The sequence below is a fragment of the Cellulosimicrobium sp. 4261 genome (genome assembly GCF_040546915.1).
GTDB classification, from domain to species: Bacteria; Actinomycetota; Actinomycetes; order Actinomycetales; family Cellulomonadaceae; genus Cellulosimicrobium; species Cellulosimicrobium cinnabarinum.
On record NZ_JBEPOQ010000002.1, the window covers coordinates 459,187 to 479,013 of the forward strand.

Annotated in this window: 16 protein-coding genes; 3 read left to right on the forward strand and 13 right to left on the reverse strand. The window is 74.8% G+C overall.

Annotated elements, in window-relative coordinates; all coding sequences use genetic code 11:
• Positions 1-49: 49 nt before the first annotated feature.
• From ABIE39_RS04415 to ABIE39_RS04425, 3 genes are all read right to left on the reverse strand, one after another.
• A complete protein-coding gene (locus tag ABIE39_RS04415) occupies positions 50-1,252 on the reverse strand; it encodes an alkaline phosphatase family protein (RefSeq protein ID WP_354050589.1) in 1,203 nt (400 codons plus the stop codon).
• Positions 1,249-1,842, reverse strand: coding sequence for a DUF5998 family protein (locus ABIE39_RS04420; protein WP_074806042.1), 594 nt, complete (start codon positions 1,840-1,842; stop codon positions 1,249-1,251). The genes ABIE39_RS04415 and ABIE39_RS04420 overlap by 4 nt, the downstream gene beginning before the upstream one ends.
• Before the next feature lie 73 nt (positions 1,843-1,915).
• Positions 1,916-4,675: a bifunctional acetate--CoA ligase family protein/GNAT family N-acetyltransferase gene (locus ABIE39_RS04425; RefSeq protein WP_209829114.1), complete on the reverse strand. Its 2,760-nt coding sequence runs from the start codon at positions 4,673-4,675 to the stop codon at positions 1,916-1,918.
• Positions 4,676-4,933: 258 nt separating this feature from the next.
• On the opposite strand from ABIE39_RS04425, the gene ABIE39_RS04430 reads away from it, so the two are divergent.
• Both ABIE39_RS04430 and ABIE39_RS04435 read left to right on the forward strand, forming a co-directional pair.
• Positions 4,934-7,384 carry a DNA topoisomerase (ATP-hydrolyzing) gene (locus ABIE39_RS04430; RefSeq protein WP_175008652.1) on the forward strand — a complete coding sequence of 817 codons (2,451 nt, stop codon included), beginning with the start codon at positions 4,934-4,936 and terminating at the stop codon, positions 7,382-7,384.
• Between the two features lie 92 nt (positions 7,385-7,476).
• A complete protein-coding gene (locus ABIE39_RS04435) occupies positions 7,477-8,793 on the forward strand; it encodes a PP2C family protein-serine/threonine phosphatase (protein WP_354050591.1) in 1,317 nt (438 codons plus the stop codon).
• Positions 8,794-8,824: 31 nt separating this feature from the next.
• On the opposite strand, the gene ABIE39_RS04440 is transcribed toward ABIE39_RS04435, so the two are convergent.
• Positions 8,825-9,529 (reverse strand): lysoplasmalogenase, encoded by a 705-nt coding sequence (locus ABIE39_RS04440; RefSeq protein ID WP_354050593.1) that lies wholly within the window; start codon positions 9,527-9,529, stop codon positions 8,825-8,827.
• Positions 9,530-9,648: 119 nt separating this feature from the next.
• Here ABIE39_RS04440 and ABIE39_RS04445 point away from each other — a divergent pair, with 119 nt between their 5' ends.
• Positions 9,649-10,209 (forward strand): DinB family protein, encoded by a 561-nt coding sequence (locus tag ABIE39_RS04445; RefSeq protein WP_354050595.1) that lies wholly within the window; start codon positions 9,649-9,651, stop codon positions 10,207-10,209.
• Positions 10,210-10,213: 4 nt separating this feature from the next.
• Here the strand turns inward: ABIE39_RS04445 and ABIE39_RS04450 are convergent, their stop codons facing one another.
• From ABIE39_RS04450 to sufD, 9 genes are all read right to left on the reverse strand, one after another.
• Entirely contained in the window at positions 10,214-10,639 is a 426-nt protein-coding gene (locus ABIE39_RS04450) for a nitrite reductase small subunit NirD (RefSeq protein WP_354050597.1), read from the reverse strand.
• Positions 10,636-13,191: a nitrite reductase large subunit NirB gene (nirB, locus tag ABIE39_RS04455; protein ID WP_354050622.1), complete on the reverse strand. Its 2,556-nt coding sequence runs from the start codon at positions 13,189-13,191 to the stop codon at positions 10,636-10,638. The genes ABIE39_RS04450 and nirB overlap by 4 nt, the downstream gene beginning before the upstream one ends.
• Before the next feature lie 301 nt (positions 13,192-13,492).
• Positions 13,493-14,962, reverse strand: coding sequence for a helix-turn-helix domain-containing protein (locus ABIE39_RS04460; RefSeq protein WP_354050599.1), 1,470 nt, complete (start codon positions 14,960-14,962; stop codon positions 13,493-13,495).
• Between the two features lie 174 nt (positions 14,963-15,136).
• Positions 15,137-15,490: a metal-sulfur cluster assembly factor gene (locus ABIE39_RS04465; RefSeq protein ID WP_074805999.1), complete on the reverse strand. Its 354-nt coding sequence runs from the start codon at positions 15,488-15,490 to the stop codon at positions 15,137-15,139.
• Positions 15,487-16,023 (reverse strand): Fe-S cluster assembly sulfur transfer protein SufU, encoded by a 537-nt coding sequence (gene sufU, locus ABIE39_RS04470; RefSeq protein WP_175008661.1) that lies wholly within the window; start codon positions 16,021-16,023, stop codon positions 15,487-15,489. Before sufU ends, ABIE39_RS04465 begins: the two co-directional genes overlap by 4 nt.
• 11 nt (positions 16,024-16,034) lie before the next feature.
• On the reverse strand, positions 16,035-17,351 hold the full coding sequence (locus ABIE39_RS04475; RefSeq protein WP_209829110.1) for a cysteine desulfurase: 1,317 nt from the start codon (positions 17,349-17,351) through the stop codon (positions 16,035-16,037).
• Positions 17,352-17,378: 27 nt separating this feature from the next.
• A complete protein-coding gene (gene sufC, locus ABIE39_RS04480) occupies positions 17,379-18,161 on the reverse strand; it encodes a Fe-S cluster assembly ATPase SufC (protein WP_137280410.1) in 783 nt (260 codons plus the stop codon).
• A 67-nt stretch (positions 18,162-18,228) separates the two neighbouring features.
• Entirely contained in the window at positions 18,229-18,573 is a 345-nt protein-coding gene (locus ABIE39_RS04485; RefSeq protein WP_021480875.1) for a non-heme iron oxygenase ferredoxin subunit, read from the reverse strand.
• Positions 18,570-19,826 carry a Fe-S cluster assembly protein SufD gene (gene sufD / locus ABIE39_RS04490; RefSeq protein ID WP_175008663.1) on the reverse strand — a complete coding sequence of 419 codons (1,257 nt, stop codon included), beginning with the start codon at positions 19,824-19,826 and terminating at the stop codon, positions 18,570-18,572. The genes ABIE39_RS04485 and sufD overlap by 4 nt, the downstream gene beginning before the upstream one ends.
• Position 19,827 lies beyond the last annotated feature (1 nt).

A 19,827-nucleotide genomic window follows, 5' to 3' on the forward strand; every position in this document is an offset into this window, starting at 1 on the left:
GGTCGGTGCGGTCGCGCCGGTGGCTCCGGGACGACGGGGCGCGGTCGGGTCAGGTGGCCGCGACGAGCAGCGGCACGCGCATCTCGCGCTCGGTGAGCGAGCCGTGCACGCCCAGGAGCGTGAGCGACGCGGGCGTCTGGGTGCGCGAGTCGACGACGGTCGCCCGCCCTCGCAGCGCGACCATGACGTCGCCGGCGGCGGCGACGGCCTCGGGGCGGGGGGCGGGCCCGAGGAAGCCCCGCGCCAGCACCTCCTCCCGCTCCAGCACGAGCGCGTCGTCGCCCAGGACGTCGCGCCAGCGCGCGGCGACGGCCGCCGACTGGCCGGGCTCGGTGTACACGTGGACGGCGCGCGGCTCGCCGCCGACGAGCTCGACGCCGCGTGAGAGCGCGGGGTCGGTCGCGACGTCGCGGCGCAGCGCCGGGTCGACGTCGACCATGCCGTGGTCCGCGGTGACGAGGACGAGGGTGCCCCGCGGCACGGACCGCACGAGGCGCGCGAGCTCGCGGTCGAGCGCCTCGAGCTCGTCGCCCCACTGCCACGACGTGCTGCCGTGGTGGTGGCCCGCCTTGTCCACCTCGCCCCAGTAGAGGTAGACGAGCCCGGGCCGGGACAGCGCGCGGACGGCCGCGTCGACACGCCCCGACAGCGGCTCGGCAGACGCGTACGTGCCACCGCGCAGCGCGGCGACCGTCATGCCCGACCCGGCGAACCGGGCCGGGCCGGTCGACGTCACCGCCACACCCGCCCCGGCCAGGCGCGCGAGCACCGGCTCCTCGCGCTGGAGCTCGGCGGGCGCGGGAGCGCCCTCCCACGACACCATGTTGGCGAGGCCGCGCGTCACCGGGTTGCGCTGCGTGTACCCGAGCATGCCCGTGCGGCCCGGCGCGGTGCCCGTGCCGAACGCGCCGATCGCGGCGGCGGTCGTGCTGGGGAACGTCGAGGTGAGGGGCCGCGCGTCGGGCAGGAGCGAGCGCAGGAACGGCGCGTGACCCGCGCGCTCGGCGAGGTTGAGGTGGCCGAGACCGTCGACGAGCACGACGCACACGCGCTCGGCGCGCGGGAGGTCGAGGGCGCTGCGCGCGGCCCCGCTCGCGAGCCCCGTGGCCGTCGTCAGGCTCACGCCCAGCGCGCCCGCGGCGGCGGGCAGGACCGCCGCGAGGCCGCCCGTCCCGTACTCGGGCGCGAGCAGACCAGGAGGGAGCGCCGGGGCGGCGACCGGGGCCGGCGCGTCCGCGGGTGCCTCGCTCACCGGGCGCTGTGCCGCGTCGTCGAGCGCGACAGGGCCCGCGCGAAGTCCACCGCGGCCCGCACGGCGTCCCGGCCCTCCGCCTCGGCGCTCACCCGGACGACGACGTCGTCAGGCGTGATCTGGCCGGTGAGCCCGTGGTCGGCGTCGCACGCGGGGTCGGGGCAGCCGGCGGGCTCGAGGTCGACGCGCGAGACCGCGCCCCAGCCGAGCGCGAGCGTGACCTCGAGGGGCGCGGTGCCCGCACGGTGCTCGTGCGGCTCCGCCACGACGTGCGTGAGCGAGACCGACCGCACCTCGGACAGGGGCACCGCCTCGGTCGTGGCGGCGGCGGAGGCCGACGGGTTCTCGCTGTCCGCCGGGTGGTCGTCGACGTGCGCCGTGACGAGCCGCGTGGGCGTGAGGACGAGCACCGTGAGGTGGCGGCGCACCTCGGTCGCGTCGAACGTCGTCTCGGGGAGCACGAGGTGCGAGACGATCTCCTCCCCCGCGACCGCGAGGTCGAGGACGTCCGCGACGAGCTCCGGGTAGTAGCCGGCGCGGTGGAGCTGGGTCGTCAGGTCGGTCCAGGCGTTGGAGGTAGCAGAGGGCACCCGCGCATTGTCCCATCCGGCGCCGGGCCGGGGCCACCCGCCGTCGGGTCCTGGGCGGGCAGGGATCGGCCCGTCAGCCCGGCAGGGCCCGCCGGAGCGCGTCGGCGCGCTGCGCGTCGGCGAGCGTGACGCGCGCGCTGAGGACCGCGGCCCCGTGCTCCGAGACGACGACGGGGTACAGCTCGAGGCTGCGGACCTCGGGCAGGTCGTCCGCGAGCACGGACACGCGCGCCAGGACGTCCTCGAGCGCGGCCGTCGCGACCACGTGCGTGCCCATGTAGCCGAAGAGGCGCGGCGCGGCGCGCACCGAGCGGACCATGGCCGCGACGTCGACGTCGGTCAGGGGCGGCACGCCGTAGGCGACGTCGCCGAGGAGGTCGACGGCGTCGCCCGCGAGCCCGAACGAGACGACGGGCCCGAAGAGCTGGTCCTCGGTCGAGCGGACCACGCACGCGACGCCCGCGTCGGCCATCGCCTGGACCTCGAACGGCTCGTCCGCGGCGCCCGGCAGCACCGCCGCGAGCGCCTCGCGCATCTGCGCGAAGTCCGTGCGCAGCTCGGTCTCGTCCGCGATGTCCAGCCGCACGCCCCCGAGGTCGGCGCGGTGCCGCAGGCCTGCCGCGGTGCTCTTCAGCGCCACGGGCCAGCCGACCTCGCGCGCGGCCTCGACCGCCTCGTCGGCGCTGCGCACCCGGCGCGCGGGCCAGACCCGCACGCCGTAGCACGCGAGCAGCTCCGCCGTCGTCGTCGGGTCGAGGTCGACGGCGTCCTGGCCGGCGAGCGCGCCCTCGACGAGCGCGCGCGCCCGCACCGGGTCGACGCCGGCCGGGCGCACGGGCGTGCCGTGGTCGGCCTCGCGCCAGCGCGCGTAGCGCACGACGGCGCCGAGCGCGGCGACGGCGTCCTCCGGCGTCGAGTAGGCGGGGACACGCACGAGGGCGGTCCCGGTCCCGTCCTCCGCCGCGGGGGCGGGCGCCGAGAGCTCGTCGGTGAGGCCGTGCAGGCCGAGCATGCTCGCCACGGTCGTGCGGCCCGTGCGCGCGGCCGCGTCCGCGACGGCGCGCGAGACGTCGGTGCGCCGGGGCCCGACGACGGGGACCTGCACCACCACGACGACGTCGCACGCGTCGGGCGCGTAGAGCGCGTCGACCGTGGCGGCGAGCTCGTCCGCGGACGCGTCCTCGGGCAGGAAGTCCGAGCGCGCGACGACGAGGCCCGCCGACGCGGACGCCTCGGCGACGAGCGCGGCGAGCGACGCGGAGCTCGCGAGGATGCCGACGCGACGCCCGGCGGGGAGCGGCTGGTGCGCGAGGAGCTGGGCGATGTCGATCATGTGGTGCGTGTTCTCGGCACGGATGACGCCGGACTGCCGGAGCATCTCCTCGAGCGTCCGCCGCGGCGCGCGCGTCGAGCGGACCGCGTGCCCCGGCGGCACGACGTGCCCCGAGCGCCCGGCCGTGACCACGACGACGGGCTTGACCGACGCGAGGCGGCGCGCGATCCGCGAGAACTTGCGCGGGTTGCCGATGGACTCGAGGTAGAGGCACACGACCTGGGTCGCGGCGTCGTCCTGCCAGTACTGCATGAGGTCGTTGCCGGAGACGTCCGCGCGGTGCCCGGCGGACAGGAACGACGACACGCCCAGGCCACGCCGCGCCGTCGTCGCGAGGAGGGTCACGGCCATGGGCGCGGACTGGCTGAACAGGCCCACCACGCCGGGGGCCGGCAGGTCGTGGGCGAGGGTCGCGGCGAGCGCCGGACGGTCGGGTGCGTCGCCCGTGCGCAGCAGCCCGTAGCTCGCGGGCCCGACGACGCGCAGGCCCGCCGTGTGCGCGACGCGCAGGAGCTCGCGCTGCAGCGCGAGCCCGTCCGGCCCGGTCTCGGCGAAGCCGGCCGACAGCACGACGACGCCTCGCACCTCGAGGCGCGCGAGCCGGCGGACCGCGTCGATCGCCGCGGGCGGCGGCAGCGCGACGACGGCGAGGTCGACGGGGCCGGGCACGTCGGCGAGGGATGCGTGCGACCGCCCCTCCCCCGGCGCGCGCGCGGCACCCACGACGTGGACCGTCACGGCGCTGCGGTCGAGCGCGGCGAGCGCGCGCTGCGCCAGCAGGCGGTCGAGGGCCTCGCCGTCGTGCTCCGCGCCCGCGTCGAGCGGGGCGTCGGGACCGACGAGCACGACGCTCGTGGCGCCCAGCAGCCCCTGCATGCTCCGGGCCTCCGCGCGGTGCTCGCGGTCCGCCATGACGGCCCGGGACCGTTCCGTGGGGTCGAGGTCGACGCTGACCTGGACGAAGCCGTCGTCCATCTGCTGGCGCACGTCGTACCCGGCCTCGCGGAACACGGCGAGCATCTTGCCGTTCTGCGGCAGCACCTCGGCGGTGAAGCGGCGCACGCCACGCTCGCGCGCCGCCGCGGCGACGTGCTCCAGCAGCACGGAGCCCAGGCCCCGCCCCTGCGCGGAGTCGGCGATGTTGAAGGCGACCTCCGCCTCGGCCGGTCCGGTGCGGTCGAACCGCGCGACGCCGATGATGTCCTCGCCGCCGTCCCCGGGGGCGCTGTCGCGCGGTCGCACGGCGACGAGCGCGACGCGGTCCACGTGGTCGACGCGCGTGAAGCGCTCGAGGTCGCGCTCGGACAGCCGCTCCATGGGCGCGAAGAACCGCAGGTACGTGGAGCGCTCGGACTGGCCGACGTGGAAGCGCTGGAGCGCGTCGGCGTCCTCGGGGCGGATGGGCCGCACGTGGGTGGTGGTCCCGTCGCGCAGCACGACGTCGGCCTCCCACTCCACCGGGTACCGGTCCGGGCCCCGCCCCGGCGCGCCGTCGTTCACGCCCCCAGGCTATGCGGTCGCGCGCGCGGTGCGCCTGCGCCACCCCGGCCCGAGGCGGGAGGACAATGGTCCCGGCAGGCGTCGCGGGACGGAACCCCGCACCGCGCCGCGGCAGGCGCCGTGGCACCGCGTGTCGGACCCGTGGCGTACCCTCGCGTGCGGCACGCAACCGCAGCACCCCGGCCGGCACAGCGCCGGCCACGACGGCACAGACCCCGCGCCACCGCGGCGCACCGAACGGCAGGAGCCCGCAGGCCCATGGCGCGCAAGTCCTCGACCCCCTCGATCGACCCGGCCGAGGTGAACGAGAAGATCGTCGACGTCGACGTCCAGGCGGAGATGGAGACGTCGTTCCTCGAGTACGCCTACTCCGTCATCTACTCGCGCGCCCTGCCCGACGCGCGGGACGGCCTCAAGCCCGTCCAGCGCCGCATCCTCTACATGATGGCCGACATGGGGCTGCGCCCCGACCGCGCCCACGTGAAGTCGGCGCGCGTCGTCGGCGAGGTCATGGGCAAGCTGCACCCGCACGGCGACGCCGCGATCTACGACGCGCTCGTGCGCCTCTCCCAGGACTTCTCGCTGCGGCTGCCGCTGGTCGACGGGCACGGCAACTTCGGCACGCTCGACGACGGCCCCGCCGCGTCCCGGTACACCGAGGCGCGCCTCGCGCCGCCGTCGCTCGCGATGACGGCCGGGCTCGACGAGGACGTCGTCGACTTCGTGCCGAACTACGACAACAAGCTCCAGCAGCCCGAGGTCCTGCCCGCGGCGATCCCCAACCTGCTCGTCAACGGCGCGTCGGGCATCGCGGTCGGCATGGCCACCAACATGGCGCCCCACAACCTCGTCGAGGTCGTCGCGGCGGCGCGCCACCTCGTCGCGCACCCGGACGCCGACCTCGAGTCGCTCATGCGGTTCGTGCCCGGCCCGGACCTGCCCACGGGCGGCAAGATCGTCGGCCTCGACGGCGTCCGGGACGCCTACCGCACGGGCCGCGGGACGTTCCGCACGCGCGCCACCGCGCGCGTCGAGAGCCTCACGCCGCGCCGCAAGGGCATCGTCATCACCGAGCTGCCCTACCTCGTCGGCCCGGAGAAGGTGATCGAGAAGATCGCCGAGGGCGTCAAGACGAAGAAGATCCAGGGGATCACGGCCGCGACCGACCTCACGGACCGCGAGCACGGGCTGCGCATCGTCGTCGAGGTGAAGACGGGCTTCAACCCCGAGGCGGTGCTCGAACAGCTCTACAAGTTCACGCCGCTCGAGGACTCGTTCGGCATGAACAACGTCGCGCTCGTCGACGGCCAGCCGCGCACGCTCGGCCTGCGGGAGATGCTGTCGGTGTGGGTCGACCACCGCATCGACGTGGTGCGCCGTCGTTCCGCGTACCGGCTGCGCAAGCGCTCCGAGCGGCTGCACCTCGTGGACGGCCTGCTCGTCGCGATCGTCGACATCGACGAGGTCATCCAGGTGATCCGGTCGTCCGACGACACGGCGACCGCCCGCGGCCGCCTGCAGACGGTGTTCGACCTGTCGGAGCCGCAGGCGGAGTACATCCTCGAGCTCCAGCTGCGCCGCCTCACCAAGTTCTCGCGCATCGAGCTCGAGAAGGAGCAGGAGACGCTGCGCCGCGAGATCGAGGAGCTCCAGGAGATCCTCGGCAGCGACGCGCGGCTGCGCGCCGTGGTGTCGGGCGAGATGGCGGACGTCGCCAAGACGTACGGCACCCCGCGCCGCACGATCCTGCTGGAGTCCGCGGGCGCGGCACCGACGACGACCTCGGCCGTCCCGCTCGAGGTCGCCGACACCACGTGCTGGGCGCTGTTCTCCGCGACCGGGCTGCTCGCCCGCACGAGCGACGAGACGGAGCCCGCGCGCTCGGGACCGCGCGCCGCGCACGACGTGCTGCGCGCCGCGGTCCGCACGACCGCGCGCGGCGAGGTCGGCCTCGTCACGAGCCGGGGCCGCATGCTGCGCGTCTCCGTGCTCGACCTGCCCGCGCTCCCGCCGACGGACAACGCGCCGAGCCTGTCCGGCGGCGTCCCGCTCAGCGAGGTCGTCGCGCTCGAGCCGGGCGAGGACGCGGTGACCATCGCGTCGCTCGACCCCGACGCTCCCCCGCTCGCGCTCGGCACCGCGCAGGGCGTCGTCAAGCGCGTCACCCCGGGCGACGTCCCGGGCAACCGCGACGAGTGGGAGGTCATGGGGCTCAAGGACGGCGACACCGTCGTGGGCGCGGCGCCCGCGACGGACGCCGACGAGCTCGTGTTCGTCTCCAGCGACGCGTCCCTGCTGCACTTCGACGCGTCCGCGGTCCGGCCGCAGGGCCGTCCGGCCGGTGGCATGGCCGGCATCCGGCTCGCCGACGGCCAGCGGGTCGCGTTCTTCGGCGTCGTCCCGGCCGACGTGCGCGACCTCGGCGTCGTCGTCACCGTCGCGGGGTCGTCCGACGCGCTCCCCGGGACCCAGACCGGCGCCGGCAAGGTGACGCCCTACGAGCTCTACCCCGGCAAGGGCCGCGGGACCGGCGGCGTCCGCGCGCACCGGTTCCTCAAGGGCGAGGACGCGCTCATCCTCGCGTGGGTCGGCCAGGGGCCGGCACGGGCCACGGGGTCCGGCGGGCAGTCGGTCGACCTGCCGCCGGTCGACCAGCGCCGCGACGGGTCGGGCACGCCGCTCGCGTCCCCGGTCACCGCCGTCGGCTAGCGCGGCCGCACCGGCACCTCCGGCCGTCCGTCGGGAACCTTCGGGACCTTCGCTCGACCTGCGAACCCCCAGGATTGAGGCAGGCTCGGAGTGTGGCAGGAAGCCAGGGGGGTGCCGTCCGCACGCCGCCGGAGCCGGACGGGACCGCCGGCCCCGTCGACTATCACGCCGTCTTCTCGGTCCTCACGGCCCCCAAGGCGGTCCTCGCGCCGGACCTCACGATCCTCGACGCGAACGAGTCGCTCCTGCGGACGATCGACGCGCCCGCGAGCGCCGTCGTCGGGCGCCACTACCTCGACGTCTTCCCGGCCCAGGGACCGGACCAGGGCGCCGTCGACCGGGTCGTGCTGTCGCTCGAGCGGGTCGCGCGCACGGGGCAGATCGAGATGATCGGCCCGCACCGGTACGACCTGCGCGGGACTGCCGGCGGGTGGGTCGAACGCTGGTGGCTCACGACGAACCTCCCGGTGCTCGACGCCGCGGGCCGGGTCACGGCCGTCGTGCACCGCGCGGAGGACGTGACATCGGTCGTGCTGGCCGGCGGGGTCGCGATCCCGGACGTGGGGCGCACCACCGGCCCCGCCGACGCCACCGCGCTCTCGGTCGTCGACCAGGCTCTGCTGCTCGGGTCGTCCGTCGACCGGTACGCGGACGTCATCACGCGCGAGCGCAGCGCGTCGCTCGCCCTCCAGGACTCCGTGCTCACGCCTCCCCCGCGCATCCCCGGTCTGACGATCGACGTGCGGTACCGCCCGGCGGTGCCGGAGGTCCACGTCGGCGGGGACTGGTACGACGCGTTCGTGCACCCCGACGGCGAGACGACGGTCGTGGTCGGCGACGTCACCGGGCACGACGTCGCCGCCGCGGCTCACATGGGCCACCTGCGCGGGGTGCTGCGCTCGGTCGCGTTCGCGACGGACGCCGGTCCTGCCGAGGCGCTCGACGCCGCCGAGCGCACCGCGGAGGGTCTCGGGCTGCAGGCGCTGTCGACCGTCGCCGTCGCGCGCGTCGGCACCCCCGGCTCGACGGGGAGGCGCACGGTGCGCTGGGCGAGCGCCGGGCACGTGCCGCCCGTCGTGCGTCGCGCGGACGGGACCGCCCACCTGCTCACGGCACGCCCGTCACCGATGCTCGGCGTCGGGCTCGGCGGCCCGCGCGCCGAGCACGAGACGTCGCTCGACCCGGGCGACACGCTCCTGCTCTACACCGACGGGCTCGTCGAGCGCCGGGACCGGTCCCTGCGGGACGTGCTCGACGAGCTGCCGGGCCGCGTCGAGGCGCTCGGCGACGTCGCGCCGGACCAGCTGCTCGACGCGCTCCTCGCGGAGCTCGTGCCGCTCGGCTCCCAGGACGACGTCGCGCTCGTCATGGTGCACGTCGACGGCGAGGGCACGGCCGCGGGCGCCTAGCCAGGTACCGAGGGGCGAACGCGAGCGACCGTCACGTCGACACCCACGTGCGGTCTCCTTCCCTGGTGGTGACCGACGCTCCGCGGTCCCGCCGGAGCACGCCGAGCACGAGGAGCACCTGGCCGACGACGTAGGTGAGCATGACCCAGAAGCCGTGCCCGGGCAGGTCGTACCACGGGGCGAAGGCGTTCAGCGCGATGAGCGCGTCGGACAGGAGGAAGACCGCACCCCCGACCGCGGCGAGCCGATCGACGCCCGTCGCGACCACGGCCATCGTCACGAGGCACACGCCGTACACGACGACGGGGACGAGCAGCGACCCGGCGCTGGGCGCGCACGCGACGACGAGGGCGAGCAGCGCGAGGCCGTACGGCACGAGCGCGAGCGGGCGGCGCAGGACGGAGCCCGCGCGGTAGGGCCAGAACGCGATCGTGTACACGACCTGGGCGCAGAGGAAGAACCCGACCATGACCAGGAAGGCGGTGTCACCGTCGGCGAGGTCGGGTGCGGTGTCGCCGAGCCACGAGAAGCCCAGCGCGACGAGCGTGAGCCGGATGAGCCGCGAGCGCCGGCCCGGGTCGTCGGCGGCGCGACGCCGCGCGGCGAGCCAGAGGCACCCGGCCAGGACCGGCATGAGGAACCACTGCGACGAGTCGGCGAGGGTCTCGGCACCGACGAGGTGGGCGACGAGGTGGACGAGGGTGAGCAGGGCGAGCGCGCCCCACGCGACGATCATGGGCGAGGAGACTCCTTCGGTCGTGCACCGGCGTCCTTGCCGGCGGTGGCCGATCCTAGCGCCCGGGGCCGCCGACGAATGACCTTGTGGGGAGCACCGGCGCGCGCGAGCATGGGGCGATGACCGAGGAGCCTGTGCGCTGGACCCGCGCGACCGTCTACCCGGACATGTGGGTGGATCCCGACGAGGACCCGCGCAACACCGACGGCGTGATCCCGGACGGCGAGCTCGCGACGCTGCTCGACTACACGGCGAGCTACCGGACGACGCTGCTCATGAAGTGCGAGGGCCTCGACCCCGAGCAACTCGCACGGCGCTCCGTGCCGCCGTCGACGATGTCGTTGCTCGGCCTCGTCCGCCATCTCGCGGAGGTGGAGCGGGAGTGGCGCGGGTGGGTCTCCGACGACGACGGCGAGCCGGCGCTGTACGGGGGGCACGACGCGGACTTCGACGGCGCGGTCGCCGACCAGGGCGTGGTCGACGAGGCGTACGCGAACCTGGCGCGCGAGCAGGCCGCGACCGACGCGGTGCTGGCGCGGCACCCGGACCTCGGGGAGCGGCTCGGCGCGGACCGGGTCGCGGTCCGCGAGGTCCTGGTCCACCGGATCGAGGAGTATGCCCGGCACTGCGGGCACGCCGACCTCCTGCGCGAGCGGATCGACGGCAGGACCGGCCAGTAGGTCCTCAGCCGACGACGGCCCTGCCGCTCACGTCGTCGCGCGTCCCGCCGTCCTCGCGCATCGAGGTCGCGACGTCCGCGACGAGGACGCGCCCGTCGCGCACCTCGGCCGCGAAGACCGCCAGGGGTCTGCGGTCCTTGCCCCCGGCGTCGAGCACCTCGCCGGTGTCGACGTCCCAGACCTGCTTGAGCATCGGGGTGGTCACGGTGTCGACGTCGCGCTCCGTGCCGTCGTCGAGCGTGACGCGGTGCGTGCCGACGAGGCCACGCGACATGACGTTGGCGCCGGAGTAGGGGTCCCGCTGCTGGACGGCTCGCACGGTGCCGTCGGCGAGCCGGAAGACGGCGATCTGGGTCCCGCCGAGGAGGGCCCCGACCCCGCGCTCGGGCTCGAGGTCGTCGAGCGCGCAGATGTCGACGAACGTGCTCATCGGACGTCCTCCAGCTTGGCGCGGGCGGCGACGAGCGCGACGTCGCGCGCCGCGCGGGGGTCCGGGTAGGCGACGGCGTCGGTCTCGTCGGCGGGACGGACCTGCCCGCGCTCGGGGACGAACGCGAGGTCGCCGTCGACGGCCTCCGGCGCGTTGACGAACGGCGTGAACTTGCGCAGCTTGGCCGGGTCCGCGAGCGTCGCGCTCCACTCGTCCTCGTAGTCGCGCACGTGCTCGGCCATCGCGGCCTCGAGCTCGTCGGCGATCCCCAGCGAGTCCTCGACGACGACGCGGCGCAGCTCCTCGAGCCCGCCCGCGCGCTCCGCGGCCCAAGGTGCCGTGCGCTGGAGACGGTCGGCCTCCTGGACGTAGAGCATGAGGAACCGGTCGACGTAGCGGACCAGGGTCTCGTCGTCGAGGTCCTCGGCGAGGAGCTGGGCGTGGGCCGGCTGGGCTCCGCCGTTCCCGCCGACGTAGAGGTTCCACCCCTTGTGGGTCGCGATGATGCCGACGTCCTTGCCACGAGCCTCGGCGCACTCGCGCGCGCACCCGGAGACGCCGAACTTGATCTTGTGCGGCGAGCGCAGGCCGCGGTAGCGCAGCTCGAGCCGCACCGCCATGGCCGACGAGTCCTGCACGCCGAACCGGCACCACGTGCGCCCGACGCACGTCTTCACGGTGCGCAGCGACTTCCCGTACGCGTGCCCGGACTCGAAACCCACGGCCGTCAGGCGCCGCCAGATCTCCGGGAGCTGGTCGAGGCGCGCGCCGAACATCGCGAGCCGCTGGCCGCCGGTGACACGCACGTAGAGCCCGAAGTCGTCGGCGACCTTCGCGAACTCGAGGAGCTGGTCCGCACGCACCTCGCCCCCGGGCATCCGCGGGATCACCGAGTAGGTGCCGTTCTTCTGCAGGTTCGCCATGACGTGGTCGTTGGTGTCCTGGAGCGCGGCCTGCTCGCCCTCGAGGACGTGCCCGCGGCGCAGCGTCGAGAGGATCGACGCGACGGTCGGGCGGCAGACCGCGCAGCCGCGGCCCGTCCCGTGCGCCGCGACGATCTCGGAGAACGTGCGCAGCCCTTCCTCCCGCACGATCCGGTACAGGGCCGCCCGGGACATCGCGAAGTGCTCGCACAGCGCGTCCGAGACGGTGACCCCTGCCCGGGACAGCTCGCCGTTCAGCAGCTTCGTGAGCGCCGGGACGCACGACCCGCACACCGTGCCCGCCGTCGTGCAGTCCTTGACCTGCCCGATCGTCCGGCAGCCGTGCTCGGTCACCGCGGCCCGGACCGTCCCCGCGTCGACGTTGTTGCACGAGCACACGACGGCCTCGTCGGGCAGCTCGGTCTCGGCCAGGCCCTCGCCGTCGGGCGCGATCACGGCCGCGGGGTCGGCGCCGAGCGGGCGGCCCAGGAGCGGACGCAGCGCCGAGTAGAGCTCGATGTCGCCGACGAACACGCCGCCCAGCAGCGTCGTCGCGTCGTCCGAGAGCACGAGCTTGCGGTACCGGCGGTGGATCGGGTCGACGAACGAGACCTCGAGCGCGCCCGCGCTCACCGCGTTGACGTCGCCGAACGACGCCGCCTCGACGCCCACGCCCTTGAGCTTGGTGCCGTCGTCGGTGCGCCGGTGCACGCGCTCGCCGCCGAGGAAGCGGTCGACGACGACGTCGGCCATGTCGTTCCCGGGCGCGACCAGGCCCGCGCACGCGCCGTCGACCGACGCGCACTCGCCGATCGCCCACACGCCCGGGTCGGAGGTCTGGCACGCCTCGCCGACGACGACGCCGCCGCGTTCGCCGATCGCCAGGCCCGCCTCGCGCGCCACCCTGTCGCGCGGACGGATGCCCACGGAGAAGACGACGACGTCCGTCGCCAGCTCGGAGCCGTCGGTGAGCTCGACCGAGCCCACGGACCCGTCGCCCGCAGGCAGGAACCGGTGCGCGCCCGCACCTGTGCGGACCGTGACGCCGAGGTCCTCGATGAGCAGGCGCAGCATCTCGCCGCCGCCCTGGTCGAGCTGGACGCTCATGAGCCGGTCGGCGAACTCCACGACCGTGGCCTCCGCGCCGAGCCGCTGGAGCGCCGCCGCCGCCTCGAGGCCCAGCACGCCACCGCCGACGACGACGCCGCGCACCGCCCGCCCCAGCGCCCGCTCGCGCAGGCGCACCCACTCGGCGAGCCGCTCGACGTCGTCCAGCGTGCGGTAGGTGAACAGTCCCGGCAGGTCCGTGCCCTCCGCGCGCGGCGTCCACGCCCACGAGCCGGTCGCGAGCACCGCGCGGTCGTAGTGGACCTGGCGCCCCGACCGTGTCGTCACGACGCTCGCCGTGCGGTCGAGCGACGCGACCGCGTCCCCGGTGACGAGCATGACGCGCGGGTCGTCCCACACCGCGCGGTCCAGGGTGAGGGCGTCGACGTCGCGGGCGTCGAACCACTCGGACAGGTGCACGCGGTCGTACGGCTCGTGCGGCTCGTCACCGATCACGGTGACGGACCAGGCGCCCTCGGGGTCGCGCGTGCGCAGGCCCGCGACGAGGCGGTGGGCCGTCATGCCGGCGCCGACGACGACGATCCGGTCGCCGTCCAGGGGGCCGTCGGGGGACGGGGGCTGAGAGAGGGAGGGCACGGGGAGCACTTTCGAGAGGCGGGGGCTGCGTCGAGGCCCCGACCCGGGTGCGACCGGTGCCTGCCCCGACCCTAGGCGACGCGGTCCGACCACAGCCGCCCCCGGGGACCAAGGTCCTCGGTACCCACGGCGAAAGCCACCCGCCGGCCATGCGTGCGGTGGGAACGGCACGACGCCACGCCCCGGACGGGACGCGGCGTCGTGGCGCCGATCGTTCGGCGGGGGCTCAGGCGTTCGCGAGCTCGCGGGCCTCGTCGGCCAGCTGGTCCTCGTAGCGACGCACGACGCGGCTCACGGTCGACCGCGACGCCGAGACCCGCTGGGCGATCTCGCGCTGGTTGAGGCCCTCGCGCGCGAGCTCGACGATGCGGCGGTCGCGCTCGGCCATCGGGTCCTCACCGAGCGTCGTCCCGGCGTCGTCCGCCGGCGTCGGCTCCACGTCCTGGGGCCGCGGGAGGTCGAAGACCTCGACGCGGCGCGTGTGCCCCGTCACGGCCGGCGGCTCGGGGGCCGACGGCGTCTCCGCCTCCTCGGGGACGGGCTGCTCCCACGGCAGCGGCCGCGTGCGACCGAAGATCTCCTTGACTCGTGCCTCGAGGTCCGGCAGGGCCTCGAACGCGGGCTCGGCGGCGGGCGTGTCCTCCGCAGTCTCCGCGTCGGTCGCCTCGGCCGTCGCCTCGGCGGCGGGCAGGTCGCGGGTCACCTCGCGCACCGGGAGGTCGGCCGACGGCGCACCGTCCGTCGGGACCTCGTCGCGCAGCGCGGCGTCGGTCGTCACGGCGTCGGTCGTCACGACGTCGACCGGTTCGGGAGTCGGGGAAGTCTCGACCGCGCCGGTGTCGTCGTGGCGCGCGGGCCCCGGCGCGAGCAGCGCCGGGCCGCTCGCCCCGGCGGCCACGGCGGCCACGGCCATGGGCGCCTCGGCGGGCGCGGGAGCCTCGGACACCGCGGCCCCCGCCTTGCCACGCGCGGTGCCGCGCTTCGCGGAGCTCGCCCCGATGAGGTCGAGCCGGTTGCCGTGCCGCTCGGCGGCCTCCAGGCGGTCGACCCAGACCTGCATGCGACGCTCGAAGTCCTCGACCGTCAGCAGCTTGAGCGCGGCGTCCCGGGCGGCGCGCTGCCGCTCGTGCGCGGCACGGACCTTGCGCAGGTCCGCAGGCGAGCCAGCGCTGTCGGCGCGCGCGTCGCGCCACTGCTCCAGCGCGGAGACGTACCCGTGGACGCGCAGCTCACGACGACGCTCCTCGAGCGTGTGCCCCGTGACCATGTGCCGCTCCCCCACGAGGGCGAGGTGCCACATGAGCGCGGCGACCAGCGGCGGCACGAACCGGAACACCACCATGTACGGGGTGCTCGCCGTCGGGACGGCGATCTCGTGCAGCGCCGCGAACAGGCCCGACGTCCCCGAGAGCACCCACGTGAGCGCGAGGAGCACGCCGTAGGGCCGCCCCTCCAGCGCCGCGTTGCGCGCCATGAGCGCCACGGCGACGAGGCTGATCTCGAGGAAGCCCGCGAGCCCGTACGCCTCGAGCGGCGACATGTGGGCCACCTCGAGACCGAACAGGACCATGCCGCTGTACGCCAGGGCGGTGGCGATCGTCGCCGCGATGACCACCGCCACCATCGGGAGGTGCCGGCCGCGATAGCGCACCTGCCGCGGGGAACCGCCCGCGTCGGTCTGGTCCTGCTGTGTCACGTCGTCCTCCGAAAAGTGGTGTGGGCGCACATATCCCAACACTCAGGACGATCCGCGTCAACGTACCGGAAGGGGCGAACCGCGGACGGAGGCGGACGGCACGTCTCGCCCTGCCGGGAACAGCACGACGCCGCGCCCCCTGACGGGGACGCGGCGTCGGTCGGAGCGGTGATCTCAGACGTTGAAGCCGAGCGCGCGGAGCTGCTCCTTGCCGTCGTCGGTGATCTTCTCCGGACCCCACGGCGGCATCCAGACCCAGTTCACGCGGAAGCCGTCGACGAGACCCTCCAGGGCCTGCGCGGACTGGTCCTCGATGACGTCGGTCAGCGGGCAGGCCGCGGACGTGAGCGTCATGTCGATGACGGCGTGGTTGTTCTGGTCGATCTGGATGCCGTAGACGAGGCCGAGGTCGACGACGTTGATGCCGAGCTCCGGGTCGATGACGTCGCGCATCGCCTCCTCGACGTCGGCGACGTTCGGCGGGCTCGGCGTGGCGCCCGCGGCGGGCGCGCCGGTCTCGGTGGTCATCGGTTCTCCTCCGTCGTTCCCCGCGCGGCGAGCGCCGCGTCGGAAGCCATTGCGGTTGATGCGTCGCCCAGCGCGCTCAGGGCGCCCGAGGTGACGAGCGAGTCGCGCAGCGCGGCCCAGCCGAGCAGGGCGCACTTGATCCGTGCCGGGTAGCGCGAGACGCCCGTGAACACCGTGGCGTCACCGAGCTCGTCCTCTGCGGCCTCGTCGAGGCCCTTGCCGCGCGAGCCCATGAGCTCGCGGAACACGTCGCCGAGGTGCTCGGCCTCGGCGGCCGGCCGCCCCGTCACGAGGTCGGTGAGGACGGACAGGGACGCCTGCGAGATGCTGCAGCCCTGCCCCTCCCAGCTCACGCGGTCGATCGTGTCGCCGGCGAGCTCGACGCGCAGCGTCACCTCGTCGCCGCACGTGGGGTTCACCTGGTGCGACTGGCCGCTAGCCGCGCCGTCGGCCACCTCGACCAGGCCCCGGCCGTGCGGGGTCTTCGCGTGGTCCAGGATGACCTGCTGGTACATCTGCTCGATCGAGCTCATCGGGTCCTCTCTCAGTCCACCGAGAAGAACGCGCGCACCCCGGCCAATGCTTCCCGGAACGCGTCGACGTCCTCGCGCGTGGTGTACACCGACGCGGACGCGCGCGCGGTCGCGGCGACCCCGAAGCGGCGGTGCAGGGGCTGGGCGCAGTGGTGACCGACGCGCACGGCGATGCCCGCGTCGTCGAGCACCTGGCCGACGTCGTGCGCGTGCACGCCGTCCACGACGAACGACACGACGGCGAGCCGGTCCTCGGGCTCGCGCGGGCCGATAATGCGCACGCCGGGGATCTCCCCGATGCGCAGCAGCTCCGCGGCGAGCTCGAGCTCGTGCGCGGCGACGCCGTCCATCCCGAGCTCGTGCAGGTACTTCGCGGCGGCGCCGAACCCGACGACCTGCGCGACGGGCTGCGTGCCGGCCTCGAACCGCTGCGGCGGCGCCATGTACGACGACTCGGTCATCGTGACGACCTCGATCATCGACCCGCCGGTGGTCACGGGCGGCAGCGCCTCGAGCAGCTCGCGCCGCCCGTACAGCACGCCCACGCCCGTGGGCCCGAGCATCTTGTGCGCCGAGAACGCGGCGAAGTCGACGCCGAGCGCAGGCAGGTCGACCGGCAGGTGCGGCACGGACTGGCACGCGTCGAGCACCGTGAGCGCCCCGACCTCGCGCGCCCGGGCCACGATCGGCTCGACCGGCGTGACCGCGCCCGTCACGTTCGACACGTGCGTGAAGGCCACGACGCGGGTGCGCTCGGTGATGACGGTCGCCGCGTCCTCGACGCGCACGCGGCCGTCGTCGTCCACCTCGAACCAGCGCAGGACGGCCCCGGTGCGGGCCGCGAGCTCCTGCCACGGGACGATGTTCGCGTGGTGCTCCGCCTCGGTGATGACGATCTCGTCGCCCGGCGCGAGCGCGAAGCGGCGGGCCGCCTCTCCCCCGCGGCCGAGCGTCGCGTTCGAGATCCCGTACGCGACGAGGTTGATCGCGGCCGTCGCGCCGGACGTCCAGACGATCTCGCCCGGACGCGCGCCGACGAACGCCGCGACGTCGTCCCGGGCGTCCTCGAACGCCTCGGTCGCCTCCTCGGCGAGCTGGTGCGCGCCGCGGTGCACGGCCGCGTTGCGCTCCTCGTAGAAGTCGACCTCGGTGTCGAGGACGACCTGCGGCTTCTGCGACGTCGCCGCGGAGTCGAGGTAGACGAGCGGACGACCACCACGCACGGTGCGCTCGAGCAGCGGGAAGTCCGCCCGCACGGCGGCGAGCTCGACGTCGGTCAGGCGCGCCGGACCGGCCTGCTGCCCTGCGGGGTGCGCGGTGGTCGTCATGGTCGTCTCCTCAGGTGGTGCGAGCGCTCAGGCCGAGGCGGCCGAGGCGGACTCGACGGCGCCACCGAGGTAGCGGTCGTAGCCCTCCTCCTCCAGGCGCTCGGCGAGCTCGGGGCCGCCCTCCTCCGCGACCTTGCCGTCGACGAAGACGTGGACGAAGTCCGGCTTGATGTAGCGCAGGATGCGCGTGTAGTGCGTGATGAGGAGGATGCCCGCGTCGGTCTCGCCGTGGACGCGGTTCACGCCCTCGGAGACGATGCGCAGCGCGTCGACGTCGAGGCCCGAGTCGGTCTCGTCGAGGACGGCGAACTTCGGCTGGAGGAGCTCCATCTGGAGGATCTCGTGGCGCTTCTTCTCGCCGCCGGAGAAGCCCTCGTTGACCGAGCGCTCGGCGAAGGAGTCGTCCATGCGCAGGCGCTCCATGGCGCCCTTGACATCCTTGACCCAGTGGCGCAGCGCGGGGGCCTCGCCGTCGATCGCGGTCTTCGCGGTGCGCAGGAAGTTGGACACGGACACGCCGGGGACCTCGACCGGGTACTGCATGGCGAGGAACAGGCCGGCACGGGCGCGCTCGTCGACGCTCATGGCGAGGACGTCCTCGCCGTCGAGCGTCACGGTGCCGCCGGTGACCTGGTACTTGGGGTGGCCGGCGATCGAGTAGGCGAGCGTGGACTTGCCCGAGCCGTTCGGGCCCATGATGGCGTGGACCTCGCCGCTGGCGATCGTCAGGTCGACGCCGCGCAGGATCGGCTTCGGCCCTTCCTTGGTCTCGACGCTGACGTGCAGGTCGCGGATCTCGAGAGTGGACATCAGTGGTTCTCCAAGAGGTTCTTGAGCTGGGGGGCGCGCGCGGCGCGCCGGGTCAGAGAAGGTCGGGTCAGGTGGGAGCGACGACGCGGTCGACGTCGACGAGCACCTGCTCGCCGTCGACCGTCACCGGGTAGACCGGCACAGGCCGCATCGCGGGCAGCGCGGTCGGCATGCCGGTCCGCAGGTCGAACTGCGAGCCGTGCAGCCAGCACTCGACGAAGCAGCCCTCGACCTCCCCGTCGGACAGGGACACGGCCCCGTGCGAGCAGATGTCGGAGATCGCGTGCCACCCGCCGTCGCCGTCGCGCACGACCGCGACCTCGACGACGCGCCCGTCCTCGGCCGGGAGCTCGACGCGCAGCGCCTCCTCCGGGCCGAGGTCGGACGTCGTGCAGGCGGGCTGTGCGGTCACGCCGTCGCCTCGGCGGGCTCGGCGCTCCCGTCGATGATCGACATGGACTTGCTCAGCTCGCGCTCGATCGCCTCGAGCAGGCGCTCCTCGACCGACGTGACGCCGATCTCCTGGATGAGCTCGGCGAAGAAGCCGCGGACGACGAGGCGACGCGCCTCGACCTCCGGGATGCCGCGCGCCTGCAGGTAGAAGAGCTGCTCGTCGTCGAAGCGGCCGGTCGCGGACGCGTGGCCCGCACCCTCGATCTCGCCCGTCTCGATCTCGAGGTTCGGCACGGAGTCCGCGCGCGCGCCGTCCGTGAGGACGAGGTTGCGGTTGAGCTCGTACGTGTCGGTGCCCTCGGCCTCGGCCCGGATGAGCACGTCCCCGACCCACACGGCGTGCGCGCCCTCGCCCTGCAGCGCGCCCTTGTACGTCACGCGGGACTTGCAGCGCGGGACGGCGTGGTCGACGAACAGACGGTGCTCCTGGTGCTGGTCCGCGTCGGCGAAGTAGAGGCCCACCATCTCGACCTCGCCGCCCTCGGCGGTGAACTCGGCGTCCGGGGTGACGCGCACGACGTCGCCGCCGAGCGTGACGACCACGTGCTTGAGGCGCGCGTCGCGCCCGATCCGCGCGCGGTGCGACGACGCGTGCACGGCGCCGTCGGCCCAGTCCTGGACGGACACGACGGTGAGGTGCGCGCCGTCCTCGACGACGATCTCGACCGTCTCGTTGAGCGTCGCGGCGCCCACGTGGTCGAGCACGACGACGGCCTCGGAGTGCCGCTCGGCGCGCACGAGGACGTGGCTCGCCGTCGGCGTGGAGCCGTGGCCCTCGATGCGGACCGAGGTGACGTCGGAGGCGACGGCCTCCTTCGGCACCGTGACGACGGTGGCCTGCTCGAAGGCGTTCCACGCCGTCACGGCCGTGCGGTCGCCGGGCTTGCCGGCGGTGCCGAGGCGCTCGTCGTCGCGGCCGACGATCGTGACCTCGACCTCGGGCGCCTCGACGACCGTGACGCGCACGTCGCCGCCGCCGCTCTGCCCGACGATCTTGTCGTCGAACAGGGGCGCGAGCCGCGCCACGGGCGAGAAGCGCCACTCCTCCTCGCGCCCGGAGGGCACGGGGATGTCGGCGAGGTCGAACGACGTGAGCCGCTCGGCGCGCGAGCCCTGGGGCACGACGACGCCGTGGGAGTGCGCCCCGTCGGCCTGCGCGCGCGAGTGGTCGGTGGTCAGACCGGCCTCTTCGGGAACGGTGGTGGTGGTCATA